This window comes from Stenotrophomonas sp. CS3K5 (assembly GCF_059515225.1).
On the sequence record NZ_JCAKRX010000009.1, the window covers coordinates 107,983 to 126,892 of the forward strand.

The window sequence follows — 18,910 nt, forward strand, 5'->3', positions numbered from 1 at the left end:
GCGCCGGGCCATGCCCGGCGATCACCTCAACGCAGCGGCTCCACCACCACCGCCGTGCCGTAGCACAGCACCTCGGTCAGCCCGGTCATCACATCGGTGGCGTCGTAGCGCATGCCGATGATCGCGTTGGCGCCCAGCTGCCGCGCGTGCTTGACCATGTCGCGGTAGGTTTCCTCGCGCGCCTGCTCGCACAGCTCGGTGTAGATGGTGATGTTGCCGCCGAACAGGGTCTGGATGCCGCCCAGGAAATTGCCGACGATCGAGCGCGAACGCACGGTGATGCCGCGCACCACGCCCAGGTTGCGCACCACCCGATGGCCGGGCAGCTCGAAGGCGGTGGTGACCAGCGCGTCGTCGAAACGCAGCGCGGGCGGGGAGGTGGGGCTGCTGTTGTAGGGATCTGCCATGGTCGCGTCCGTGTGGGTGCCTTCTGCAGAGTCGAGCCGTGCTCGACTGCTCTGGGCTTTTCGTAGCGTCGAGCAAGCTCGACTCTACCTTGCAATCACCCGTTGCGGCATGGTTCCGTCACCCCGCTGGCGCGACAATAGCGCCATGACCGACCGCATCCCTCTGTTGCTGCTCCCCGGCCTGCTCAACGATGCCGAGCTGTGGCGTGCGCAGCTGGCCGACCTGGCCGATATCGCCGACTGCACGGTGGGCGACCAGACCCGTGGCGAGACCCTGCAGGCGGTGGCCGAGGATGTGCTGGCACAGGCGCCGCAACGCTTCGCGCTGGCGGGCTTCTCGCTGGGTGGTTTCGTCGCCCAGCAGATCCTGCGCATTGCACCGGAACGGGTGATGCAGCTGGCGTTGATCGATACCTCGATCCATGCCGATTCACCGGAGCGCGCCGCACAGCGCCGCAGCCAGCGCACCAGCGTGCGCCTGCCGGGCAGGTTCCATGGCTTCGGCGATGCGCTGATGCGCAGCTACATCGATGCCTCGCGGCTGGACGACTACGTGCTGGTGCAGCGCGTGCGCGACATGACTGCCCGCCTGGGCGCGGAGGTGTTCCTGCGCCAGAGTGCGTTGGAGCGGCGCGATGGCCATGACGTGCTGGCCGGTTACCGCGATCGGCTGCTGATTGTGTGCGGTGCCAACGACCGCATCACGCCGCTGGCGGTGAGCGAGGAAATGCACGCGCTGGTGCCACATTCGCAGCTGGTGGTGGTGCCCGATTGCGGGCACCTGGCGCCGATGGAGAAGCCTGAGGAAGTCAGCGCGGCAATGCGTGGATGGTTGCTGCAGGCCTGATGGATCCGCCGGGCCATGCCCGGCGGCCGCTCTTCAATCCCAGGCCGGCGCAATGCCTTCCGGGTTGGCCAGCCGGTGCCCTCGATCAAGCTTGGCGATCTGCGCCATGTCTTCGTCGGTCAGGCGGATCGCGGCCGCTTCCAGGTTGCTGGCCAGGTTCTCGCGCTTGGTCGAAGACGGAATGACCGAGTAACCCTGCTGCACTGCCCAGGCCAGCGCGATCTGTGCCGGCGTGGCCTGGTGGCGGCCGGCGATGGCCTGGATCACCGGGTCCTTGATCACCTCGCCATAGGCCAGGCTCATGTAGGCGGTGATGTGGATGCCGTTGTCCTGCAGGAACTTCACCAACAAGCGGTTCTGCAGGTACGGATGGATCTCGATCTGGTTGGTGGTGATCGCCTCGGCACCGAGGATCTCGATCGCCTTGCGGGTCTGGGCGATGGTGAAGTTGGAAATGCCGATCGCGCGGGTCAGGCCCTGCGCTTTGGCTTCGGCCAGTGCCGGCAGGTACTCCTCCATCGGCACGTCGACCTTGTCGTTCGGCGACGGCCAATGGATCAGCGCCAGATCGACGCGGTCAGTGCGCAGCTTTTCCAGGCTGGTACGCAGGCTGGCCAGCAGCGCATCGCGCTTGAACTCGGTGATCCACACCTTGGTGGTCAGGTACAGATCATCACGCGGCACGCCGGACTCGGCGATGGCCTGGCCGACTTCGGCTTCGTTGCCGTAGATCTGTGCGGTATCAATGGCGCGGTAGCCGACGTCCAGCGCATTGCGCACCGAGTCGATCACGGTCTGGTCCTTCAGGCGGAAGGTGCCGAGACCAAAAGCGGGGACAGTCATGTGAAGCTCCAAAGGGGGAGGGCGTCGCAGAAGGAAGAGGGTAGGGCAGGTGCCGTATGCATGCCGGCAACGCTGCATTGCATGAATCAATGTGCGGCCACGGCAATGCCCTCGGCACGGTCATCGATACCGTCGCGACGGTCCAGGCGGCCGCTCAGCACGGTCAGTGCATACGCGCCCACCACCACCAGCGCGCCCAGCCACGGCGTATGCATCAGGCCGATATGCTCCACCACCAGGCCACCCAGCGAGGCGCCCAGCGCGATGCCGATGTTGAACGCGGCGATGTTCAGGCCCGAGGCCACGTCGCTGGCCTGTGGTGCGTAGCGCTGCGCCTGCTTGACCACGTAGACCTGCAGGCCTGGCACGTTGCCGAATGCCACCGCGCCCAGCGCCAGCACCGTCAGCAGCATCAGCCAGGTGTTGTAGGCGGTGAAGGTGAGCACGAACAGCACCATCGCCAGCAGCGCGAAGATGCGCTTCAGCGCCGGCACCGGGCCCATGCGATCGGCTAGGCGGCCGCCCCACAGGTTGCCGATCGCCACCGACACGCCGTACACCAGCAGCACCAGGCTGACCGCATTGGCCGACAAGCCGGTGACGTCCTGCAGGATCGGCGCCAGGTAGGTGAAGGCCAGGAAGGTACCGCCGTAACCCAGCGCGGTCATCGCATAGACCAGCAACAGGCGCGGCTGCGCCAGCACCGCCAGCTGCTGGCGGAAACTGGCCGGCACGCTCTGCGGGAGGTTGCGCGGCACGAACAGCAGCGCGCCCAGCAGGGCGATCACGCCCAGCGCGGCTACAGCCAGGAAGGTGGCGCGCCAGCCCAGGTGCTGGCCGATGAAGGTGCCCAGCGGCACGCCGGTCACCAGGGCCACGGTCAGGCCGGTGAACATGATGGCGATCGCACTGGCCGCCTTTTCCTTCGGCACCACCGCAGTGGCGATGATCGAGCCGATCGAGAAGAACACGCCATGGGCCAGGCCGGTGAGGATGCGCGCAGCGATCAGCGAGGTGTAGCCCGGCGCCAGGAAGGCGATGACGTTGCCGACGGTGAACAGCACCATCAGCGCCACCAGGAGCTGCTTGCGCGGCACGCGGCCGGTCAGTGCAGTCAGCACCGGTGCGCCGATGGCCACGCCCAGTGCGTACAGCGAGACCAGCAGGCCGGCCGAAGGCAGGCTGACCTGCAGGTCGGCGGCGATGGTAGGGATCAGGCCGACGATGACGAACTCGGTGGTGCCGATGGCGAAGGCACCGAGGGTCAAGGCCAGCAGGGCGAGGGGAATGCCACGGATCATGGCAGGCTCCAGAGAGAGGGAAGGCGCGCAGTGTGCGCGGCCCACCTTTGCGGAAAAACCGGTCTTCACGCCAATCACTCTTGCCTGTCGGTCAATAATGGCGGCATGAAGACCACCCTCGACGAAATGCAGGCCTTCCTCGCCGTGATCGACAGTGGCTCGATCAGTGCCGCTGCCGAGCAGCTGGGGCAGACCCCTTCCGGCGTGAGCCGTGCGCTGGGACGGTTGGAGGACAAGCTGGGCACCACCCTGCTGACCCGCACCACGCGCCGCCTGCACCTGACCGCCGAGGGCGAGGCCTACCTGCGCCATGCGCGGGCCATCATCGACGCGGTGGAGTCGGCCGAGGAACAGATGGCCGCACGCCGCGAGCGTCCGGCCGGACGCCTGCGCGTGGATGCGGCGATGCCGTTCGTGCTGCACGTGATCGCGCCGCTGGTGTCCGGCTACCGCGCGCGCTACCCCGAGGTGCAGCTGGAGCTGAACAGCTCCGAGCGCTATATCGACCTGCTGGAACGGCGCACGGACCTGGCCATCCGCATCGGCCCGCTGACCGATTCCACCCTGCATGCGCGTTCGCTGGGGCGATGCCGCCTGCAGCTGGTCGCCAGCCCGGCCTATCTGGCCACGCACGGTGAGCCGGCCAGTGTGGCGGCGCTGGGTCAGCACACCCTGTTGGGCTTCAATGAACCGGAGTCGCTGAACCGCTGGCCGTTGACCGGTGATGCCGACGGTCAGTTGCTGGTACGCCCGGATATCGCGGTATCCAGCGGCGAAACCCTGCGCCGGCTGGCGCTGGAAGGGGTGGGCATCAGCTGCCTATCCGATTTCGTCACCGATCGCGACCGTGCCGCCGGCACGCTGGTGCCGGTGCTGGCCGCGCAGACGCTGGCTGTGTATCAGCCGATCCACGCGGTGTACTACCGCAACACCGCGGTGTCGGCGCGGATCAGCTCGTTCCTGGATTACCTGGGTGAGGCGATGGCCAGGAGCGATTACCTGCGCTGAGGGTTGCGGCCGGGTCGTTGGGTTGCCGGCCAGCGGCCGGCACTACCGCAGGTTTCGGTGGGTGCGGACCGTTGGTCCGCACTGATCCTGCCGTCGCCCGACCAACGGTCGGGCGCTACCCCGTCTGGTCGTGCCGGCCGCTGGCCAGCAACCGGATCCCTCAGGCCGCGCGCGCCAGCGCGTCCTTCGCTGCGGCGGTGCTCGACAGGTCGAACACATCCACCGCATCGATCAGGCGGTTCGCCTGTTGCTCCAGGCTGCGCGCGGCGGCACTGGCTTCTTCCACCAGCGCGGCGTTCTGCTGGGTGGTGCCATCCATCTGGATCACCGTCTGGCTGACCTGCTCGATGCCCGCGCTCTGCTCCTGCGAGGCGGCGGAAATCTCGGCCATGATGTCGGTCACGCGCTGCACCGACGCCACAATCTCAGCCATGGTGTCGCCCGCTTCGCGCACGCGCTGCGCGCCGTGGCCGACCTGTTCCACCGAGGCTTCGATCAGCGCCTTGATCTCCTTCGCGGCACCGGCCGAGCGCTGCGCCAGCGTGCGCACTTCGCTGGCCACCACGGCAAAGCCACGGCCCTGCTCGCCCGCGCGTGCCGCTTCCACTGCGGCATTCAAGGCCAGGATGTTGGTCTGGAACGCAATGCCATCGATCACGCTGATGATCTCGGCGATCTGCCGCGATGAAGTCTCGATCGCGCCCATCGTCGCCACCACCTGGCCGACGACGCTGCCGCCCTGCGAGGCGACGCTGTGCGCACCGATTGCCAGCTGGTTGGCCTGGCGTGCGTGCTCGGCGTTCTGGCGCACGGTGGAGGTCAGTTCCTCCATCGAAGCGGCGGTTTCTTCCAGATTGGCCGCCTGCTGTTCGGTACGGCGCGACAGGTCGTTGTTGCCGGCGGCGATTTCCGCAGCAGCGGTGTGGATGTTGCCGGAGGCGTGCTTGATGTCGGTGACGATGGTCGCCAGCTGTGCGGCGGTGGTGTTGGCGTCGCCGGCAATGCGTGCGAACACGCCCTGGAAATCGCCCTGCATGCGCGCGCCGAGGCGACCATCGGCAATCGCGCGCAGCATGCTGGAGACCTCGCCCAGGTTCAGCTCGGTGGTCTGCATCAGGCGGTTCAGGCCGTCGACCATCGCGCGGAAATCATGCTCGAAGCGCGCGCTGTCGCCACGCTGGCTGAAGTCGCCGGCGGCGGCGGCTTCGGCCAGGCGACGGATCTCGCCATTGATCGCGCCGAGGTTGTGCTTGACTGCATCCAGCGCCTCGGTGATCACCGCCTTCTCGCCGGGCAGGCGCTCCATGTCCTGGCTGAGGTCGCCGATGGCATAACGGCCCATGATCGCGATCGCGCGCATTTTCACCTGGATGTGCGCATCGACCAGCGTGTTGTTGTCGGCCACCATGGTGCCGAACGCACCGGGGAAGGCGCTGGCGTCCATGCGGTGGCTGATGGTGCCGGCCTCATGCGCCTGCGCCATCGCGGTCTGCGCATCCAGTACGCCGCGCAGTGTGGACTGCACCGCCTGCATGGCCTGTGCCAGGCGGCCGATCTCGTCGCGGCTGCGCACCTGCACCACGTGCTGCAGGTCGCCGGCGGCCACCGCGCGGGCGGCCGCTTCCACCGCCAGCACCGGCTGCACCACGGCGCGTCGCAACCACCAGGCCAGCCCCATCAGCAGCAGCACCGCGGCCAGCACGGTCAGCGCCGCGCACAGCAGCAGGGTCTGCCGCGCCTGCTGCGAGCGCGCCGCCACCGCCGCTTCGGCCACCTGCGTGGCGTGCGTGCTCAGCGCGTCCAGGGCGCTCGCCACCGGGCGATCCTTGCCGCGCACCAGATTGTCGCCGGCGGCTGGCGCGTAGCCGGCTTCGGCGAAGGCCTGCAGCGCGGCGTGGTAATCGCGCTGCAGCTGCGCGTGCAGGCCGGTGAACGCCTGCGCCAGTTCGCGCGTGCGTGCATCGGGGCTGCTGGCCAGACCCTTGGCCAGCTGTTCGACCAGGCGGCCTTCGCTGTCAAAGGCATCCAGGTGCCGCTTGCGCAGCGCATCGTCGTGGCCACGCAGCAGCACGTTCTTCCATTCCTGCACCTGGCCGCGGAACTCGCGCTGCAGGCGTTCGGCGTCGCGGCTGTGCGCGACCTCGGGCGGAACTTCGGTGGACAGTTTCAACCAGGCAGAAGCCAGGCCGGCCAGGGCGCACAGCAGAACCACAGCCAAGCCAACGGAAACCGCGCCGAGCAGCTTGGACTGCAGCCGCGGCGCACGGGTGGACGCATTCATGTGGGAGCACTCTCGGGAAGGGGCGATGCGGTATCGACCGGTTTCGATCCCCTCTGAAGTGCGACGCTCATCACATTCGCGTTTCGTTCAAGGAGGTGAAGGAAACATTTCATAGGACAAATGTGTCCAGATGGAACGAAATCAGACTCTCGACAGGGGATTTAAATGTAACTATGGTAGTTACATGAAATCCGCGAACCCGCTCTCCGACGCCCTGCACGTGATGGCCCACCTGGTCGGCCAGCAGGGCCCGCGCACCTCCGAACAGCTGGCCGCGTGCCTGCCGACGCACCCGGTGGTGATCCGCCGCCTGTTGGCCCAGATGCACAAGGCCGGGCTGGTGAACAGCACGCGCGGCCACGGTGGCGGTAGCCAGCTGGCACGCGAAGCCGCAGCGATCACCCTGCACGACATCTATCTGGCCGTCGGGGCGCCCGCGCTGGTGCAGGTCGGTACGCGCGATGCCGGCCGTGGTTGCCCGATCCAGCAGCTGGTCAACAACGCCCTGCTGGAGGGCGCGCGCGAGGCGCAGCGGCTGCTGGAAGCGCGCCTGCAGGCGACCACGCTGGATCAGCTCGGCGCCGACTTCGCCCGTCATCTCGCTCATCATCGCTCCCTGGAAGGTCACCATGAATCCTGATGTGCTCATCGTCGGCGGCAGCTATGCCGGCATCGCCGCTGGCCTGATCCTGGCGCGTGCCCGTCGGCCGGTCACGATCATCGACGCCGGTTCACCGCGCAATCGCTTCGCCAGCCACTCGCACGGCGTGCTTGGGCTGGACGGCATCAGTGGCGCCGAGCTGCTGAAGACCGCGCGCCAGCAACTGCTGGCTTACCCCAGTGTGCGCTGGCTCAATGCCGAGGCCGTGCAGGCCGATGCCACCACCGACGGTGTGGAAGTGCGTACCGCCGATGGCCAGGTGCTGGCGGCGCGCAAGCTGCTGCTGGCCAGCGGCATCGCCGACCAGCTGCCGGCGTTGCCGGGCCTGGCCGAGCGCTGGGGCAGCACCGTGCTGCATTGCCCCTACTGCCACGGCTATGAAGTCGGTGGCGGCGCCATCGGCCTGCTCGGCGGTCATCCGATGTCGGCCGCCAAGGCGCCGTTGTTTGCCGACTGGGGCAATGTCACCTTCTTCAGCCAGGGCCTGGCGATCACCGACGAAGAGAGCGCCGCCATGCAGCAGCGCGGCGTGCAGATCGAGACGGTGCCGGTGGTGGCTGTGCACGGCGATCAGCCGACCTGGCTGGAAGTGGAGTTGGCCGATGGCCGCCGCATCGCGCAACGCGCGCTGTTCGTGCCGGCCACGCAGGCGATGGCGACGCCGCTCGTGCAGCAGCTGGGCTGCGCGTTGGCGGAGAGCCCGTTGGGCGTGCTGATCGAGGTCGATGCGATGAAGCAGACTTCGGTGCCGAACGTGTACGCCGCCGGCGATGCGACCACGGTCGGCAACATCACCCTGGCCATGGCCGAAGGCGTGCGCGCAGGCATCGGCGTGCATCACGCGCTCGTGGCCCAGGACAGCGTGCCGCGCTGAACGCACGTGTTCCGGTAGATGCCGACCTTGGTCGGCGCTGCTCCATCCACGCATGGCGTGGATCTACCGCAGGGCGGTCGAGCAAGCTGGACGCTACGGACGTGGGTGCATATGCATCCACGCAGTGCATGGATCCACCGCAATCGGGCGCGGTGGGTGCCGGCCTTGGCCGGCACCGTTCCATTACCCCTTCACGCACAGCACCTGCCGCAGCGTATGCACCACATCGACCAGATCCAGCTGCGCTGCCATCACATCGTCGATCGACTTGTACGCTGCCGGTGACTCGTCCAGCACGCCGCTGTCCTTGCGGCATTCCACATGTGCGGTGGCTTCGCGATGCTGTGCCAGCGTGATCTGCTGGCGTGCGGCGCCACGGCTCATCACCCGGCCGGCACCGTGGCTGCAGCTGTGGAAGCTGTCCGCGTTGCCCTTGCCGCGCACGATGTAGCTACGCGTGCCCATGCTGCCGGGAATGATGCCCAGCTCGCCCTCGCGCGCACTGACCGCGCCCTTGCGCGTCACCAGCAGTTCCTGCCCGTGGTGCGTTTCCTTCTGCACGTAGTTGTGGTGGCAGTTCACTGCCATTGCCGCCAGCTGGAACTTCGGCAAGCGGTGGCGCATCTCGGCCAGCACCCGCGACATCATCGCCTCGCGGTTCTGCCGCGCGTAGTCCTGCGCCCACGACACCGCCTCAACGTAGTCGTCGAACAGCGGCTCGCCTTGCATGAAGAACGCCAGGTCCTTGTCCGGCAGGTGGAAGCCGAGCACACGCCGTGCCAGTTCCTCGCGCGCCTTCTCGATGAAGTAGGTGCCGATCAGGTTGCCGGTGCCGCGCGAGCCGCTGTGCAGCATCACCCACACCGTGTCCGTCTCGTCCAGGCACAGCTCGATGAAGTGATTGCCGCCGCCCAGCGTACCCAGCTGACGGTCCAGCTTGTCGGTGCGGATCTTCCGATGCCCGTCCTTGATCTTCTCCAGCCCGGCGGCGAGCCCGGACTGCACCAGCCGGGTGTGGATGCTGTCGGGCATGCGCTGATGCTCGCCACCGCGCCCATTGCCAACCGGGATGCTGCGCTCGATGCTGTTGCGCAGCTGCCGCAGGTCATCGGGCAGGTCATTGGCGCGCAGCGTGGTACGCACCGCCACCATGCCGCAGCCGATGTCGACGCCGACCGCAGCCGGGATGATCGCACCGCGGGTCGGGATCACCGAGCCCACGGTCGCACCCTTGCCCAGGTGCACGTCCGGCATCACCGCCACCCACGGCCCGACGAACGGGATCGCGGCGATGTTGCGCAGCTGCTCGTGGGCCTGTGCTTCCAGGGGCACACCGTTGACCCAGCCCTTGATCGGCGTGGTTCCTTCGGCATGCAGCCATTGATAGTTCTGTTGCGTGTCCATTGTCTTGTTGATTGTCCTTGATGGGCCGGCGGCGCGTCCCTGCGCCGCCGCTGCCCCCTACCTGATCGTCACCAGCTGCTTCAGCACGCCATCCAGGCCGCCGAACACGGTGAGCTTGTCGATCTTCTCGGTGACCTTCTCCAGCGCCTCCAGCTCCTTCAAGCGCATCAGCACCGGGTTGTCCTCGATCAGCTTTGCGGTGTTGAGCTGCGAACGCGTGGCGTTGGCCTCCTCACGGCGACGGATCACGCTGGCCTGGGCCTGCTTCTCGGCCAGTACCACGCCGTTGAGGATCTCCTTCATCTCGCCCGGCAGGATCACGTCCTTGATGCCGACGCCGAGCAGGCGTACACCGTGGCCCTCGATCGCGGCCTGCACATGGGCGGCGATCTCGCCGTCCAGCGCCGCCTTGTCACCCAGCAGCTCGTCCAGGCTGCGTGCGGCGATCGCCTGGCGCAGGCCGAACTGCAGCTGCCGATAGATGAACTCATCGGCGTTGCTGAGCGTGCGGTGTGCACGCACCGGGTCGACCACCTGCACGGTCGCGGCCAGGTTCACCCGCAGGGTCACCTTGTCGCGGCTCAGCAGCTCCTGGCCGGACACGTCCAGCGAACGCGCACGCAGCTCCACACGCTCCACCGACACGTTGCCGTTGAAGTTCCAGAATGCGTGCAGGCCGGCGCCCAGCGTCTGCCGCAGCGTGCCATCGATGAACAGCAGGCCGACCGACTCGCTCGGCACGGTGCTGATCACCGCCACACGCGGCAGCACGCCCAGCTGACCCAGGCGCTGCTGCACCTCCACCGGCACGTACGGCTCGTCACCCAGCGCCAGCACGCGCACCTGGGTGTCGACCGAACCGCGCCAGTACAGACGGCGGCTGCCCGGCGGCAGGACCTCGTCGATGCGGCCGTTGCGCAGCAGCAGGCCGACCTCCCCGGCGCCGACGTTGGCCAGCACGAAGTGCGTGTCCAGCGTTGCGCCAAGCGCTTCGATCAGGCTGTCCTGGTCGCTGCCGGTGTAGGCCGCGCCCTTCGATGCGCTGTGGATGTCCACCTGCGGGCGGCCGCCGAACAGCGACAGGCGGTGCACACCCGGCAGCAGGATCTGCTGGAAACGACGGTTGCGATACACCAGGCCGCGCTCGCCGTCGCCGATTACGACCTTGATGGTCCAGAACATGGGAGTCTCTCCTTGTATGGCTCTGGTGGTTCGACCCGATGGAATGAGTGCCATGACCCGGGTCGAACAGGTCGTGGCAGGGCCGGCGGCACACGCTGTGCGGCCGGCGGAAGAGGGCGGCCATCGGGGGACGGTCCGCGCGCGGAGCCTGCGGTGCGTCATCACGCTTGCGGCCATCGCTGCCGGCAGACAGCGCCGGAGCAGGGTGGGGCAGGTAGTGGTGACAGGCCGAGGCCCGGCGTGCGGTCCGTTGCCGTTCCTGTGGCGCCCGGAGGCGTTCGCAGGACAGGCGACGATGGCCGCTGGGGCTTGCGCCCCGGGTGTTGCTTCTCGTCATGACGTGGAAGGTCATGTGGTTGGAGTGGGAGTCGAACCCACGACAGACGGAATCAGGATCCGTTGCTCTACCCGACTGAGCTATCCAGTGGTGAACCGCGCGGAATCGAACCGCGTGCCGGCGAACCGGCGCCTGCCTCCAGCAGGCGATCCAGGCGATGGCATGTCCGCGACCTCCGGCATACGCCACGGCAACGCCGCGCGCACCAGCCCGTGGTTGAAACGGGACCGTTGGTAGTCGAGGGTGCAGGCCACCGACATTATCGCGAGCGATAATGTTTGGGTGCGATGCAGATAATGTCCAGGCGTTGCCATGCGCGCAGAGAAAATCCTCCGGCGCGGCGGGAAGACCTGGGTCAGTGCGTGGCGGGCTGCCGCGCGGGGTGCAGTTCTGGCATCGCGGGTCCTTGTGTCGACGCAAACGAAAACGCCCCCGGGACTTGCGTTCCGAGGGCGTCGTCAAGCCTCGGAGATCGGGGTGGCCGATCTCCGCAGGGCGGGTATCAGGCCGTTGTCAGCTGGATTTCCTTGCCGAACGCGCGCGCCAGCACGTCCATGCGCAGGCATGGCAGCAGTTTGGCGATGGCGACGGAATGCGCGTTCAAGGGAGGTTTCCAGTGGTTGTTGAAACGAGGTGCGCACGATAAACCACGATTTAGTCGTGCGCAACCATTTTGTTCAATTATTTTCTTCGGAATGTGTGCAATGCCGGCCAGCGGCCGGCACTACCGGGTCTCACGCTTCCGTGCTGGCGGCGTCCAGTTGCGCGACATCCTGCACGCTCAGCGACAGGCTCGCCGCCGCCAGCAGCTCGTGCAGCTGCTCGACGCCGGTGGCGCTGACGATCGGCGCGGTGATCGACGGACGCGCGATCTGCCACGCCAGCGCGATCTGCGCGGCGGTCGCGCGGTGCTTGCTGGCCACGTCATCCAGCGCCTGCAGGATGCGCAGGCCGCGCGGGTTGAGATAGCGCTTCACCACCGTCTCGCCACGCGCCGGGCTCTTGGCTGCATCGGCCGGCGTGCGGTACTTGCCGCTGAGGAAGCCACTGGCCAGCGCGTAGTAGCCGATCACGCCGATCTGTTCGCGCTGCACCAGCGGTTCCAGTTCCTTTTCGTAGCCGGCGCGGTCATACAGGTTGTACTCCGGCTGCAGGGTTTCGTAACGCGGCAGCTTGTAGTCGGTGGAGACCTTCAGCGCATCAGCCAGGCGCGTGGCGCTGTAGTTGGAGGCACCGATCGCGCGCACCTTGCCGGCTTCGATCAGGCGACCGAATGCGGCCAGCGTGGCTTCCAGCGGTGTGGATTCGTCGTCCTCGTGGGCCTGGTACAGATCGATCACGTCGGTCTGCAGCCGGCGCAGCGAATCTTCCACGGCGGCATTGATGTTGTCCGGGGTCAGACCGGGGCGTTCGGCCCATTTGGCCACCTTGGTCGCCAGCACCACCTTGTCGCGCTTGCCGCTGCGCGCGAACCACTTGCCGATCAGCGTTTCCGATTCGCCGCCGGCATTGCCGGGCACCCAGGCCGAATACACATCGGCCGTGTCGACCAGGTTGAAGCCGGCATCGACGAAGGCGTCGAGCAGGGCGAAGCTGGCCTTTTCATCGGCGCTCCAGCCGAACACGTTGCCGCCGAAGGCGAGCGGACGTACATGCAGGCCGGAACGGCCCAGTTCGCGGGTTGCCGTCATGGGCACGGACTCCTTGGGGGAAGTGCTCCAGAATAGAGCGCGTTGTGTGACCGTGCTGCGGCGGTGGCCACAAAACAGTGTTCCGCAACGCGCACGTCGATAACGTTTTGTGAACACCTGGGGCGCTGCGGCTGCTAGTCTCGCCGCATCTTCCGCTGGAGTCGCTCCGATGATGCCTGCTTCGTCCCTGCGTGGTTGCCGCCTGCTGCTTGCTTCGGCCCTGCTTGCCGCTGTTCCCGCATTCGCCGCACCGGCCTCGGTGGCACCGGCGAACATCCAGGTTTCGCCGGCCATCGATGCGGCGGTGAAGGCGCCGACCCGCGATGCCAACAACGTCAAGCGCGATGGCTTCCGTCATCCGGCGCAGACGCTGTCGTTCTTCAAGGTGGCTCCGGAAAAGACCGTCATCGAGATCACCCCCGGCAACGGCTGGTACTCGGAGATCCTGGCGCCGCTGCTGCATGACAAGGGTCATTACGTCGCCGCCGTGGTCGACCCGATGGCGGTGCCGGAAGGACGCGGCCGCGACTACCAGCAGCGCAGTCGCGACAGCCTGGAAAAGAAGTACGCCGGCGCCCCGGCGCAGTTCGGCAAGACTGCCGTGGTGGCCTACGATCCGGCGAAGCCGGTGTTCGGCCCGGCCAATTCAGCCGACGTGGTGCTGACCTTCCGCAACGTGCACAACTGGCGCAAGGCCGGCCAGGCGCAGGGCATGTTCCAGGGCTTCTTCAATGTACTCAAGCCGGGTGGCGTGCTGGGTGTGGTCGAGCATCGCGCCAAGGTCGATGTGGCCGACGACGATGACACCGGCTATGTCGGCCAGCAGCAGGTGATCGCGATGGCTGAGGCCGCCGGCTTCAAGCTGGATGCGCGCAGCGAGGTCAACGCCAACCCGCGCGACACCAAGGACCACCCGAACGGTGTTTGGACGCTGCCGCCGACCAACCAGCACGACAAGGCCGATGATGCGAAGTACCAGGCGATCGGCGAAAGCGACCGCATGACCCTGCGCTTCATCAAGCCATAAGAGGGGGCGCCGGGCCGCGCCCGGCGAGCGCAGCGGCGCGGCAATGGACGCAACGTGTATCCGCCGGGCATGGCCCGGCGCTACCGACAATGGAGGGGACAGTTGAAGAAGGTGTTCTACATCGCCGTTGCCGTGCTGGTGCTGGCGCGGCTGATTGATTTCGTGTTCTACGGTGGCCATGCCTACGACCTGGTAGCGACGGTGGGGTTTGCCGTGCTGTTCACCGGTGCGCTTCTGGAGGAACGCGCGCGTGCCACGAATCCGCCGCCGGTTCGCCTGCGGCGCCGGGCCAATATCATCGCGGCTTGCGGCATCGCGCTGGTGCTGGGCTCGTTCCTGCTGGAGTGGAAGGTCTTCGGCTGATCCCGCCGCAGCCTCGGCCAAAGCGATGCCCGGTGAGCGAGCAGCGCGGCGTGGGACAATGCCTCATCCGCCGCCTGCCGTGCCCGCAATGCTGATCGCCTTCAACAAGCCCTTCAACGTGCTCTGCCAGTTCACCGACCGCAGCGTGCCGCCGCGGCCGACGCTGGCCGGGTTCGGCCTGCCGCCGCGCGTGTATGCCGCTGGCCGGCTCGACCATGACAGCGAGGGCCTGCTGCTGCTGACCGATAACGGCACGCTGGCGCACAAGCTGACCGACCCGAAGCACAAGGCCAACAAGACCTACTGGGTGCAGGTGGAAGGCACGCCCAGCGATGAGCAGCTGCAACAGCTGCGCGACGGCGTGGTGCTCAACGACGGGCCGACGCTGCCGGCGAAGATCGAGCGCCTCGATCCGGCGCCGTCGCTGTGGACACGTGATCCGCCGGTGCGCTTCCGCAAGACCGTGCCCGACAGCTGGCTGGCGATCACGATCCGTGAGGGCCGCAACCGGCAGGTGCGCCGGATGACCGCAGCGGTGAACCTGCCGACGCTGCGCCTGGTGCGCGTATCGATGGGGCCGTACCGGCTGGACGATCTGCAGCCGGGACAGTGGCGGCAGATCGGTTGAAACAGAAAGGGCCGGAAGCCTTGTGGCGTCCGGCCCTCACAGGCTGATGGGGTCAGGGCCCTTCCGCAGGAAGGGGTCTGACCCACTCGGCAACTCAGGCGTCGCTGCCGATGTCGCTGTGCTCGTCAACCACGGTGGCATTGCGACGGTCACGTGCACTGATGCGATGCGCCTGGCCATCCACCACCTGGCCATTGGCGGCCTTCTTCTTCTGCTGCTTGCGGTACAGCGCATAGCCGAGCAGGCCCACACCCACCGCTGCAGCGGCCACGGCCACCGCCGGGTTGCGGCGCACGAACTTGGTGGCGGCCTTGCCGCCGGTCTTTACCGCGCCAATGGCGGCACCGGTCTTGATCCAGTCCGCATTGCGCAGGCTGCCACCGGCGCTCTTCAGGCCATCGCCGGCCGTGTGGGCCAGTTCCAGGGCGCGCTCCAGAGCGCGGTCGGTGATTACAGTCAGCTTGCTCATGCGGGGGTCCTTTGCCTCGGGTCGAACTCCAGTGTCGCGTGTTGCCCGTAAACGGTATGTCAGTCGGCGTCGCGCGTGGCGTGACTCTACCGCAGCCATTCAGGATCGGGCAGGGTGGGCTCGGATCCCATTGCGATGCAATGGGATCCGACCCCGCCCCTCAGGTTCCGCGTGGCTTGGCGCGGTGCGTGGCCGTGGCCGTCCACGGGTCATCCGGCCACGGATGGCGCGGGTAGCGCCCCTTCATTTCCTTCTTCACCTCGGCATAGGTGTTTTCCCAGAAATTGCGCAGGTCCTGGGTGACCTGCAACGGGCGTCCGCCGGGCGACAGCAGGTGCAGGGTCAACGGCACGCGGCCATCGGCGATGCGCGGGGTGTCGGCCAGGCCGAACAGTTCCTGCAGCTTCACCGCCAGCACTGGTGGCAACGGCTCGCCGCTTTCGCTGTCCAACGCGTAGGTGATCGGCCGTTCCAAGCCTGAAGGCACGGTGATGCGGGTCGGCGCATGGCGCTCGACCAGCTGCCGCTGCGACCACTCCAGCGGCGACTTCAGCGCCTCGCCGAAACTGGCTTCGTCCAGCGCGTCCAGCCGGCTCTTGCCAGCGAACGCCGGTTGCAGCCACTGCGCACGGTTGGCCAGCAGCGCAGCGTCACTGCAATCGGGCAACCCGAGTTCCGGCATCCAGCGTCGCAGCGACTCGACCCGCGCCTGCCACTGGCGCAGTCCTTCGGTCCACGGCAATGCCTGCAGGCCGAGCTCGGCCACCGCATCGGTCAGTGCCTGTGCAGCGCGCTGCGGATCGACCCGGCCGGCCGAGCGGCTGTCCAGCACGATGCGGTCGAAACGGCTTTCGCGCAGCGCCACCAGGGCGCGGCGTTCACTGTCCCAGCGCACCACATCTTCGGTGACGAAGCGCTCCGGCCAGGCTTTGCGCAGGGCATCTTCGTCCAGCGGTGCCGCGCGCAGCAGCAGCGCATCGCGCGCTTCGAAGCGCAGTTCGCTGGCCACCAGCCACGGTTCGCCACGCAGGTCGCTCAGTTCGTGCAGGCGCGCGCTGCGGCCATTGGCCAGCAGGTAGCGCAGCGGATCGGTGGGATGCCGGAAACCGATGCGGTCGGGGAAGGCATGCGCGAGCAGGTCACCCAGTTCGTGCGCCTCGATGCTGGTCGGTGGCGCGGTGTCGCAGCGCAGGCGTCGGCGCCACTGTTTGGCAGCGGCATCGATGGCGGCAAGCCCACTGCGATTGGCGTCGGCCGGCGCACGTCCACCGCGGAAGGCAGCCAGCGCACGCCAGCGCGCTGCCAAGGCATCGCCACCCTGGCGCAGCGGATCGCGGGCTTCCAGCAGTGCGGCCAGATCCGCCGCCAGCGCCTGCGCGTGTGCATCCGGCGCGGCCAGCAGCATCGCCGCCATGCGCGGGTGCGTACCCAGCGCCAGCACGCGGTGCCCGAGCGCGGTGATCGCGCCCGAGTCCGACAGTGCACCCAGGCGTTGCAGCAGTTCGCGCGCCGCACCCATCGGTCCTGACGGTGGCGGATCGAGGAAGCGCAGGTCGCTGCTGCCCCAGGCGGCCAGTTCCAGCGCCAGCCCGGCCAGTTCCACCTGGTCGATCTCGGCGCGGCGCTGCGGTTCCAGCCGTTGCGACTGTGGCCACAGCCGCCAGGCCACGCCTTCGGCCACGCGTCCGGCCCGGCCGGCACGCTGGTCGGCCGAGGCCTGTGCGATGGCCACCACGTCCAGTCGTGTGAAGCCGCTGTTGGGGTCGTAGCGCGGCTCGCGCGCCTGGCCGCTGTCGATCACCACGCGCACGCCAGGCAGCGTCACCGAGGACTCGGCCACGTTGGTGGCCAGCACCACGCGGCGGCGGCCGTCGCTGGCGGCCTGCAATACGCGCGCCTGCTGTTCCACCGGCAGCTCGCCATGCAGCGCCAGCACCTCGACGTCGCCGTCCAGCGAGTCCTGCAACCCCGCCTGCACCCGCGCGATCTCACGCTGGCCTGGCAGGAACACCAGCAGGTCGCCGGGGTGTTCGGCCAGGGCCTGCTGCACGGCGCGTCGCACCTGCAGTTCCAGTGCTTCATCGCGGCGCGCCGGGAAATGGCTGATCGCCACCGGGTAGCTGCGGCCCTCGCTGCTCAGGCGTGGGGCATCGAGGAAGCGCGCCAGCCGCTCGCCATCCAGTGTTGCCGACATCACCACCAGACGCAGGTCATCGCGCAGCTGCGCCTGCACATCCAAGGCCAACGCCAGGCCGAGATCGCCACTGAGGTGGCGCTCGTGGAATTCGTCGAACAGGATCGCGCCGACCTCTTCCAGCATCGGGTCGTCCTGCAGCATGCGGGTCAGGATGCCTTCGGTGACCACCTCGATGCGCGTGCGCGACGAAACCTTGTTCTCGAAGCGGATGCGGTAGCCGACGGTGCCGCCCACCTCTTCGCCCAGCTGCCGCGCCATGAACAGCGCGGCGCTGCGTGCGGCCACCCGGCGCGGCTCCAGCAGGATGATCCTCCTGCCCAGCAGCCACGGCGCATCCAGCAGCGCCAGCGGCACCTGGGTGGTCTTGCCGGCGCCGGGCGGGGCTTCCAGCACCAGCCGCGGCTGCGCGGCCAGGTGCTGCTGGATCTGCGGCAGCAGCGGGGAAATCGGGAAGAGCGGGGCGTTCATGTGCAAAGGATAAGGGGCCACGGCGGGCACAGGTACAATGCGCAGGCACTTTTCCCCCGCGATGACCATGCACCTGATCGATATCGGCGCCAACCTGACCCACGATTCCTTCGACCGCGACCGTGACGCCGTGCTGGACCGCGCGCGCCAGGCCGGCGTGGTGCAGATGGTCATCACCGGCGCCAGCCGCGAGCACTCGCCGCTGGCCCTGCAGCTGGCGCAACAGCATCCGGGCTTCCTGTATGCCACCGCCGGCGTGCACCCGCATCATGCGGTGGAATACACCGAGGAATGCGATGCCGAAATGCGCGCGCTGCACGCGCATCCGGAAGTGGTGGCGGTGGGTGAGTGCGGGCTGGATTACTTCCGCGATTTCTCGCCGCGCCCGGCCCAGCACCGCGCGTTCGAGCGCCAGCTGCAGCTGGCGGCCGAGAATGGAAAGCCGCTGTTCCTGCACCAGCGCGACGCGCATGCCGACTTCATGGCGCAGATGAAGAACTTCGAGGGCCGTCTGGGCCCGGCGGTGGTGCACTGCTTCACCGGTGAACGCGACGAACTGTTCGACTACCTGGACCAGGACTGGTACATCGGTATCACCGGCTGGCTGTGTGACGAGCGCCGTGGCGCGCACCTGCGCGAACTGGTGAAGAACATCCCGGCCAACCGCCTGATGATCGAGACCGACGCGCCGTACCTGCTGCCGCGCACGCTGAAGCCGATGCCGAAGGACCGCCGCAATGAACCGATGTTCCTGTCGCACATCGTCGAGGAACTGGCGCGCGACCGTGGCGAGGACGTGGCGGTGACCGCGGCCAATGCCACGGCGGCCACGCGCACGTTCTTCCGGCTGCCCAACGCCGGTTGATGGTAGTGCCGGCCGCTGGCCGGCAACAGCGTGAACGCCGCAATCATCACGCGATTG

At 67.7% G+C, this 18,910-nt stretch carries 17 protein-coding genes and 1 tRNA gene; 8 read left to right on the forward strand and 10 right to left on the reverse strand.

Annotated elements, in window-relative coordinates:
- Positions 1 to 26: 26 nt before the first annotated feature.
- A complete protein-coding gene (locus AC5YGJ_RS14250; RefSeq protein ID WP_107232596.1) occupies positions 27 to 407 on the reverse strand; it encodes a YbjQ family protein in 381 nt (126 codons plus the stop codon).
- Positions 408 to 552: 145 nt separating this feature from the next.
- Between AC5YGJ_RS14250 and AC5YGJ_RS14255 the strand changes: the two genes are divergently transcribed.
- The gene (locus AC5YGJ_RS14255) at positions 553 to 1,254 is read left to right on the forward strand and encodes an alpha/beta fold hydrolase (RefSeq protein WP_496186899.1); all 702 of its coding nucleotides are present in this window, start codon (positions 553 to 555) and stop codon (positions 1,252 to 1,254) included.
- Between the two features lie 33 nt (positions 1,255 to 1,287).
- Here AC5YGJ_RS14255 and dkgB read toward each other — a convergent pair whose 3' ends face one another.
- Positions 1,288 to 2,097 carry a 2,5-didehydrogluconate reductase DkgB gene (gene dkgB / locus AC5YGJ_RS14260; RefSeq protein ID WP_496186900.1) on the reverse strand — a complete coding sequence of 270 codons (810 nt, stop codon included), beginning with the start codon at positions 2,095 to 2,097 and terminating at the stop codon, positions 1,288 to 1,290.
- A gap of 86 nt (positions 2,098 to 2,183) precedes the next feature.
- Positions 2,184 to 3,398, reverse strand: a complete 1,215-nt coding sequence (locus AC5YGJ_RS14265; protein WP_496186901.1) for an MFS transporter — start codon at positions 3,396 to 3,398, stop codon at positions 2,184 to 2,186.
- A gap of 105 nt (positions 3,399 to 3,503) precedes the next feature.
- On the opposite strand from AC5YGJ_RS14265, the gene AC5YGJ_RS14270 reads away from it, so the two are divergent.
- Entirely contained in the window at positions 3,504 to 4,406 is a 903-nt protein-coding gene (locus tag AC5YGJ_RS14270; RefSeq protein WP_496186902.1) for a LysR substrate-binding domain-containing protein, read from the forward strand.
- 160 nt (positions 4,407 to 4,566) lie between these two features.
- Here AC5YGJ_RS14270 and AC5YGJ_RS14275 read toward each other — a convergent pair whose 3' ends face one another.
- Positions 4,567 to 6,687: a methyl-accepting chemotaxis protein gene (locus AC5YGJ_RS14275; protein WP_496186903.1), complete on the reverse strand. Its 2,121-nt coding sequence runs from the start codon at positions 6,685 to 6,687 to the stop codon at positions 4,567 to 4,569.
- Between the two features lie 184 nt (positions 6,688 to 6,871).
- On the opposite strand from AC5YGJ_RS14275, the gene AC5YGJ_RS14280 reads away from it, so the two are divergent.
- Both AC5YGJ_RS14280 and AC5YGJ_RS14285 read left to right on the forward strand, forming a co-directional pair.
- Positions 6,872 to 7,327, forward strand: coding sequence for an Rrf2 family transcriptional regulator (locus AC5YGJ_RS14280; RefSeq protein ID WP_249842491.1), 456 nt, complete (start codon positions 6,872 to 6,874; stop codon positions 7,325 to 7,327).
- Positions 7,317 to 8,222 (forward strand): NAD(P)/FAD-dependent oxidoreductase, encoded by a 906-nt coding sequence (locus tag AC5YGJ_RS14285; RefSeq protein WP_496186904.1) that lies wholly within the window; start codon positions 7,317 to 7,319, stop codon positions 8,220 to 8,222. Before AC5YGJ_RS14280 ends, AC5YGJ_RS14285 begins: the two co-directional genes overlap by 11 nt.
- 183 nt (positions 8,223 to 8,405) lie before the next feature.
- On the opposite strand, the gene AC5YGJ_RS14290 is transcribed toward AC5YGJ_RS14285, so the two are convergent.
- The 4 genes from AC5YGJ_RS14290 to AC5YGJ_RS14305 all read right to left on the reverse strand — a co-directional run bounded on the left by AC5YGJ_RS14290 (position 8,406) and on the right by AC5YGJ_RS14305 (position 12,836).
- Positions 8,406 to 9,626, reverse strand: coding sequence for an RtcB family protein (locus AC5YGJ_RS14290; protein ID WP_496186905.1), 1,221 nt, complete (start codon positions 9,624 to 9,626; stop codon positions 8,406 to 8,408).
- A 57-nt stretch (positions 9,627 to 9,683) separates the two neighbouring features.
- A complete protein-coding gene (locus AC5YGJ_RS14295) occupies positions 9,684 to 10,808 on the reverse strand; it encodes a slipin family protein (protein WP_496186906.1) in 1,125 nt (374 codons plus the stop codon).
- Between the two features lie 353 nt (positions 10,809 to 11,161).
- Positions 11,162 to 11,232 (reverse strand) — tRNA-Gln (locus tag AC5YGJ_RS14300).
- 647 nt (positions 11,233 to 11,879) lie between these two features.
- Positions 11,880 to 12,836, reverse strand: coding sequence for an aldo/keto reductase (locus AC5YGJ_RS14305; RefSeq protein WP_496186907.1), 957 nt, complete (start codon positions 12,834 to 12,836; stop codon positions 11,880 to 11,882).
- Positions 12,837 to 13,005: 169 nt separating this feature from the next.
- Between AC5YGJ_RS14305 and AC5YGJ_RS14310 the strand changes: the two genes are divergently transcribed.
- From AC5YGJ_RS14310 to AC5YGJ_RS14320, 3 genes are all read left to right on the forward strand, one after another.
- A complete protein-coding gene (locus tag AC5YGJ_RS14310; RefSeq protein WP_496186908.1) occupies positions 13,006 to 13,863 on the forward strand; it encodes a class I SAM-dependent methyltransferase in 858 nt (285 codons plus the stop codon).
- Between the two features lie 111 nt (positions 13,864 to 13,974).
- Complete coding sequence (locus AC5YGJ_RS14315) at positions 13,975 to 14,226, forward strand: hypothetical protein (RefSeq protein WP_496186965.1); 252 nt, start codon at positions 13,975 to 13,977, stop codon at positions 14,224 to 14,226.
- Between the two features lie 88 nt (positions 14,227 to 14,314).
- Positions 14,315 to 14,854 carry a pseudouridine synthase gene (locus AC5YGJ_RS14320; protein ID WP_249842497.1) on the forward strand — a complete coding sequence of 180 codons (540 nt, stop codon included), beginning with the start codon at positions 14,315 to 14,317 and terminating at the stop codon, positions 14,852 to 14,854.
- A 94-nt stretch (positions 14,855 to 14,948) separates the two neighbouring features.
- Here AC5YGJ_RS14320 and AC5YGJ_RS14325 read toward each other — a convergent pair whose 3' ends face one another.
- Positions 14,949 to 15,323, reverse strand: coding sequence for a hypothetical protein (locus AC5YGJ_RS14325; RefSeq protein ID WP_107232582.1), 375 nt, complete (start codon positions 15,321 to 15,323; stop codon positions 14,949 to 14,951).
- 160 nt (positions 15,324 to 15,483) lie between these two features.
- Complete coding sequence (gene hrpB, locus AC5YGJ_RS14330) at positions 15,484 to 17,988, reverse strand: ATP-dependent helicase HrpB (protein ID WP_496186909.1); 2,505 nt, start codon at positions 17,986 to 17,988, stop codon at positions 15,484 to 15,486.
- A 67-nt stretch (positions 17,989 to 18,055) separates the two neighbouring features.
- On the opposite strand from hrpB, the gene AC5YGJ_RS14335 reads away from it, so the two are divergent.
- Positions 18,056 to 18,853 carry a TatD family hydrolase gene (locus AC5YGJ_RS14335; protein ID WP_496186910.1) on the forward strand — a complete coding sequence of 266 codons (798 nt, stop codon included), beginning with the start codon at positions 18,056 to 18,058 and terminating at the stop codon, positions 18,851 to 18,853.
- Positions 18,854 to 18,910: the final 57 nt, after the last annotated feature.

Coding starts and splice junctions, on each gene's coding strand:
- AC5YGJ_RS14250 (WP_107232596.1), bottom strand. CDS start 407: ATGGCAGATCCCTACAACAGCAGCCCCACCTCCCCGCCCGCGCTGCGT.
- AC5YGJ_RS14255 (WP_496186899.1), top strand. CDS start 553: ATGACCGACCGCATCCCTCTGTTGCTGCTCCCCGGCCTGCTCAACGAT.
- dkgB (WP_496186900.1), bottom strand. CDS start 2,097: ATGACTGTCCCCGCTTTTGGTCTCGGCACCTTCCGCCTGAAGGACCAG.
- AC5YGJ_RS14265 (WP_496186901.1), bottom strand. CDS start 3,398: ATGATCCGTGGCATTCCCCTCGCCCTGCTGGCCTTGACCCTCGGTGCC.
- AC5YGJ_RS14270 (WP_496186902.1), top strand. CDS start 3,504: ATGAAGACCACCCTCGACGAAATGCAGGCCTTCCTCGCCGTGATCGAC.
- AC5YGJ_RS14275 (WP_496186903.1), bottom strand. CDS start 6,687: ATGAATGCGTCCACCCGTGCGCCGCGGCTGCAGTCCAAGCTGCTCGGC.
- AC5YGJ_RS14280 (WP_249842491.1), top strand. CDS start 6,872: ATGAAATCCGCGAACCCGCTCTCCGACGCCCTGCACGTGATGGCCCAC.
- AC5YGJ_RS14285 (WP_496186904.1), top strand. CDS start 7,317: ATGAATCCTGATGTGCTCATCGTCGGCGGCAGCTATGCCGGCATCGCC.
- AC5YGJ_RS14290 (WP_496186905.1), bottom strand. CDS start 9,626: ATGGACACGCAACAGAACTATCAATGGCTGCATGCCGAAGGAACCACG.
- AC5YGJ_RS14295 (WP_496186906.1), bottom strand. CDS start 10,808: ATGTTCTGGACCATCAAGGTCGTAATCGGCGACGGCGAGCGCGGCCTG.
- AC5YGJ_RS14305 (WP_496186907.1), bottom strand. CDS start 12,836: ATGACGGCAACCCGCGAACTGGGCCGTTCCGGCCTGCATGTACGTCCG.
- AC5YGJ_RS14310 (WP_496186908.1), top strand. CDS start 13,006: ATGATGCCTGCTTCGTCCCTGCGTGGTTGCCGCCTGCTGCTTGCTTCG.
- AC5YGJ_RS14320 (WP_249842497.1), top strand. CDS start 14,315: ATGCTGATCGCCTTCAACAAGCCCTTCAACGTGCTCTGCCAGTTCACC.
- AC5YGJ_RS14325 (WP_107232582.1), bottom strand. CDS start 15,323: ATGAGCAAGCTGACTGTAATCACCGACCGCGCTCTGGAGCGCGCCCTG.
- hrpB (WP_496186909.1), bottom strand. CDS start 17,988: ATGAACGCCCCGCTCTTCCCGATTTCCCCGCTGCTGCCGCAGATCCAG.
- AC5YGJ_RS14335 (WP_496186910.1), top strand. CDS start 18,056: ATGCACCTGATCGATATCGGCGCCAACCTGACCCACGATTCCTTCGAC.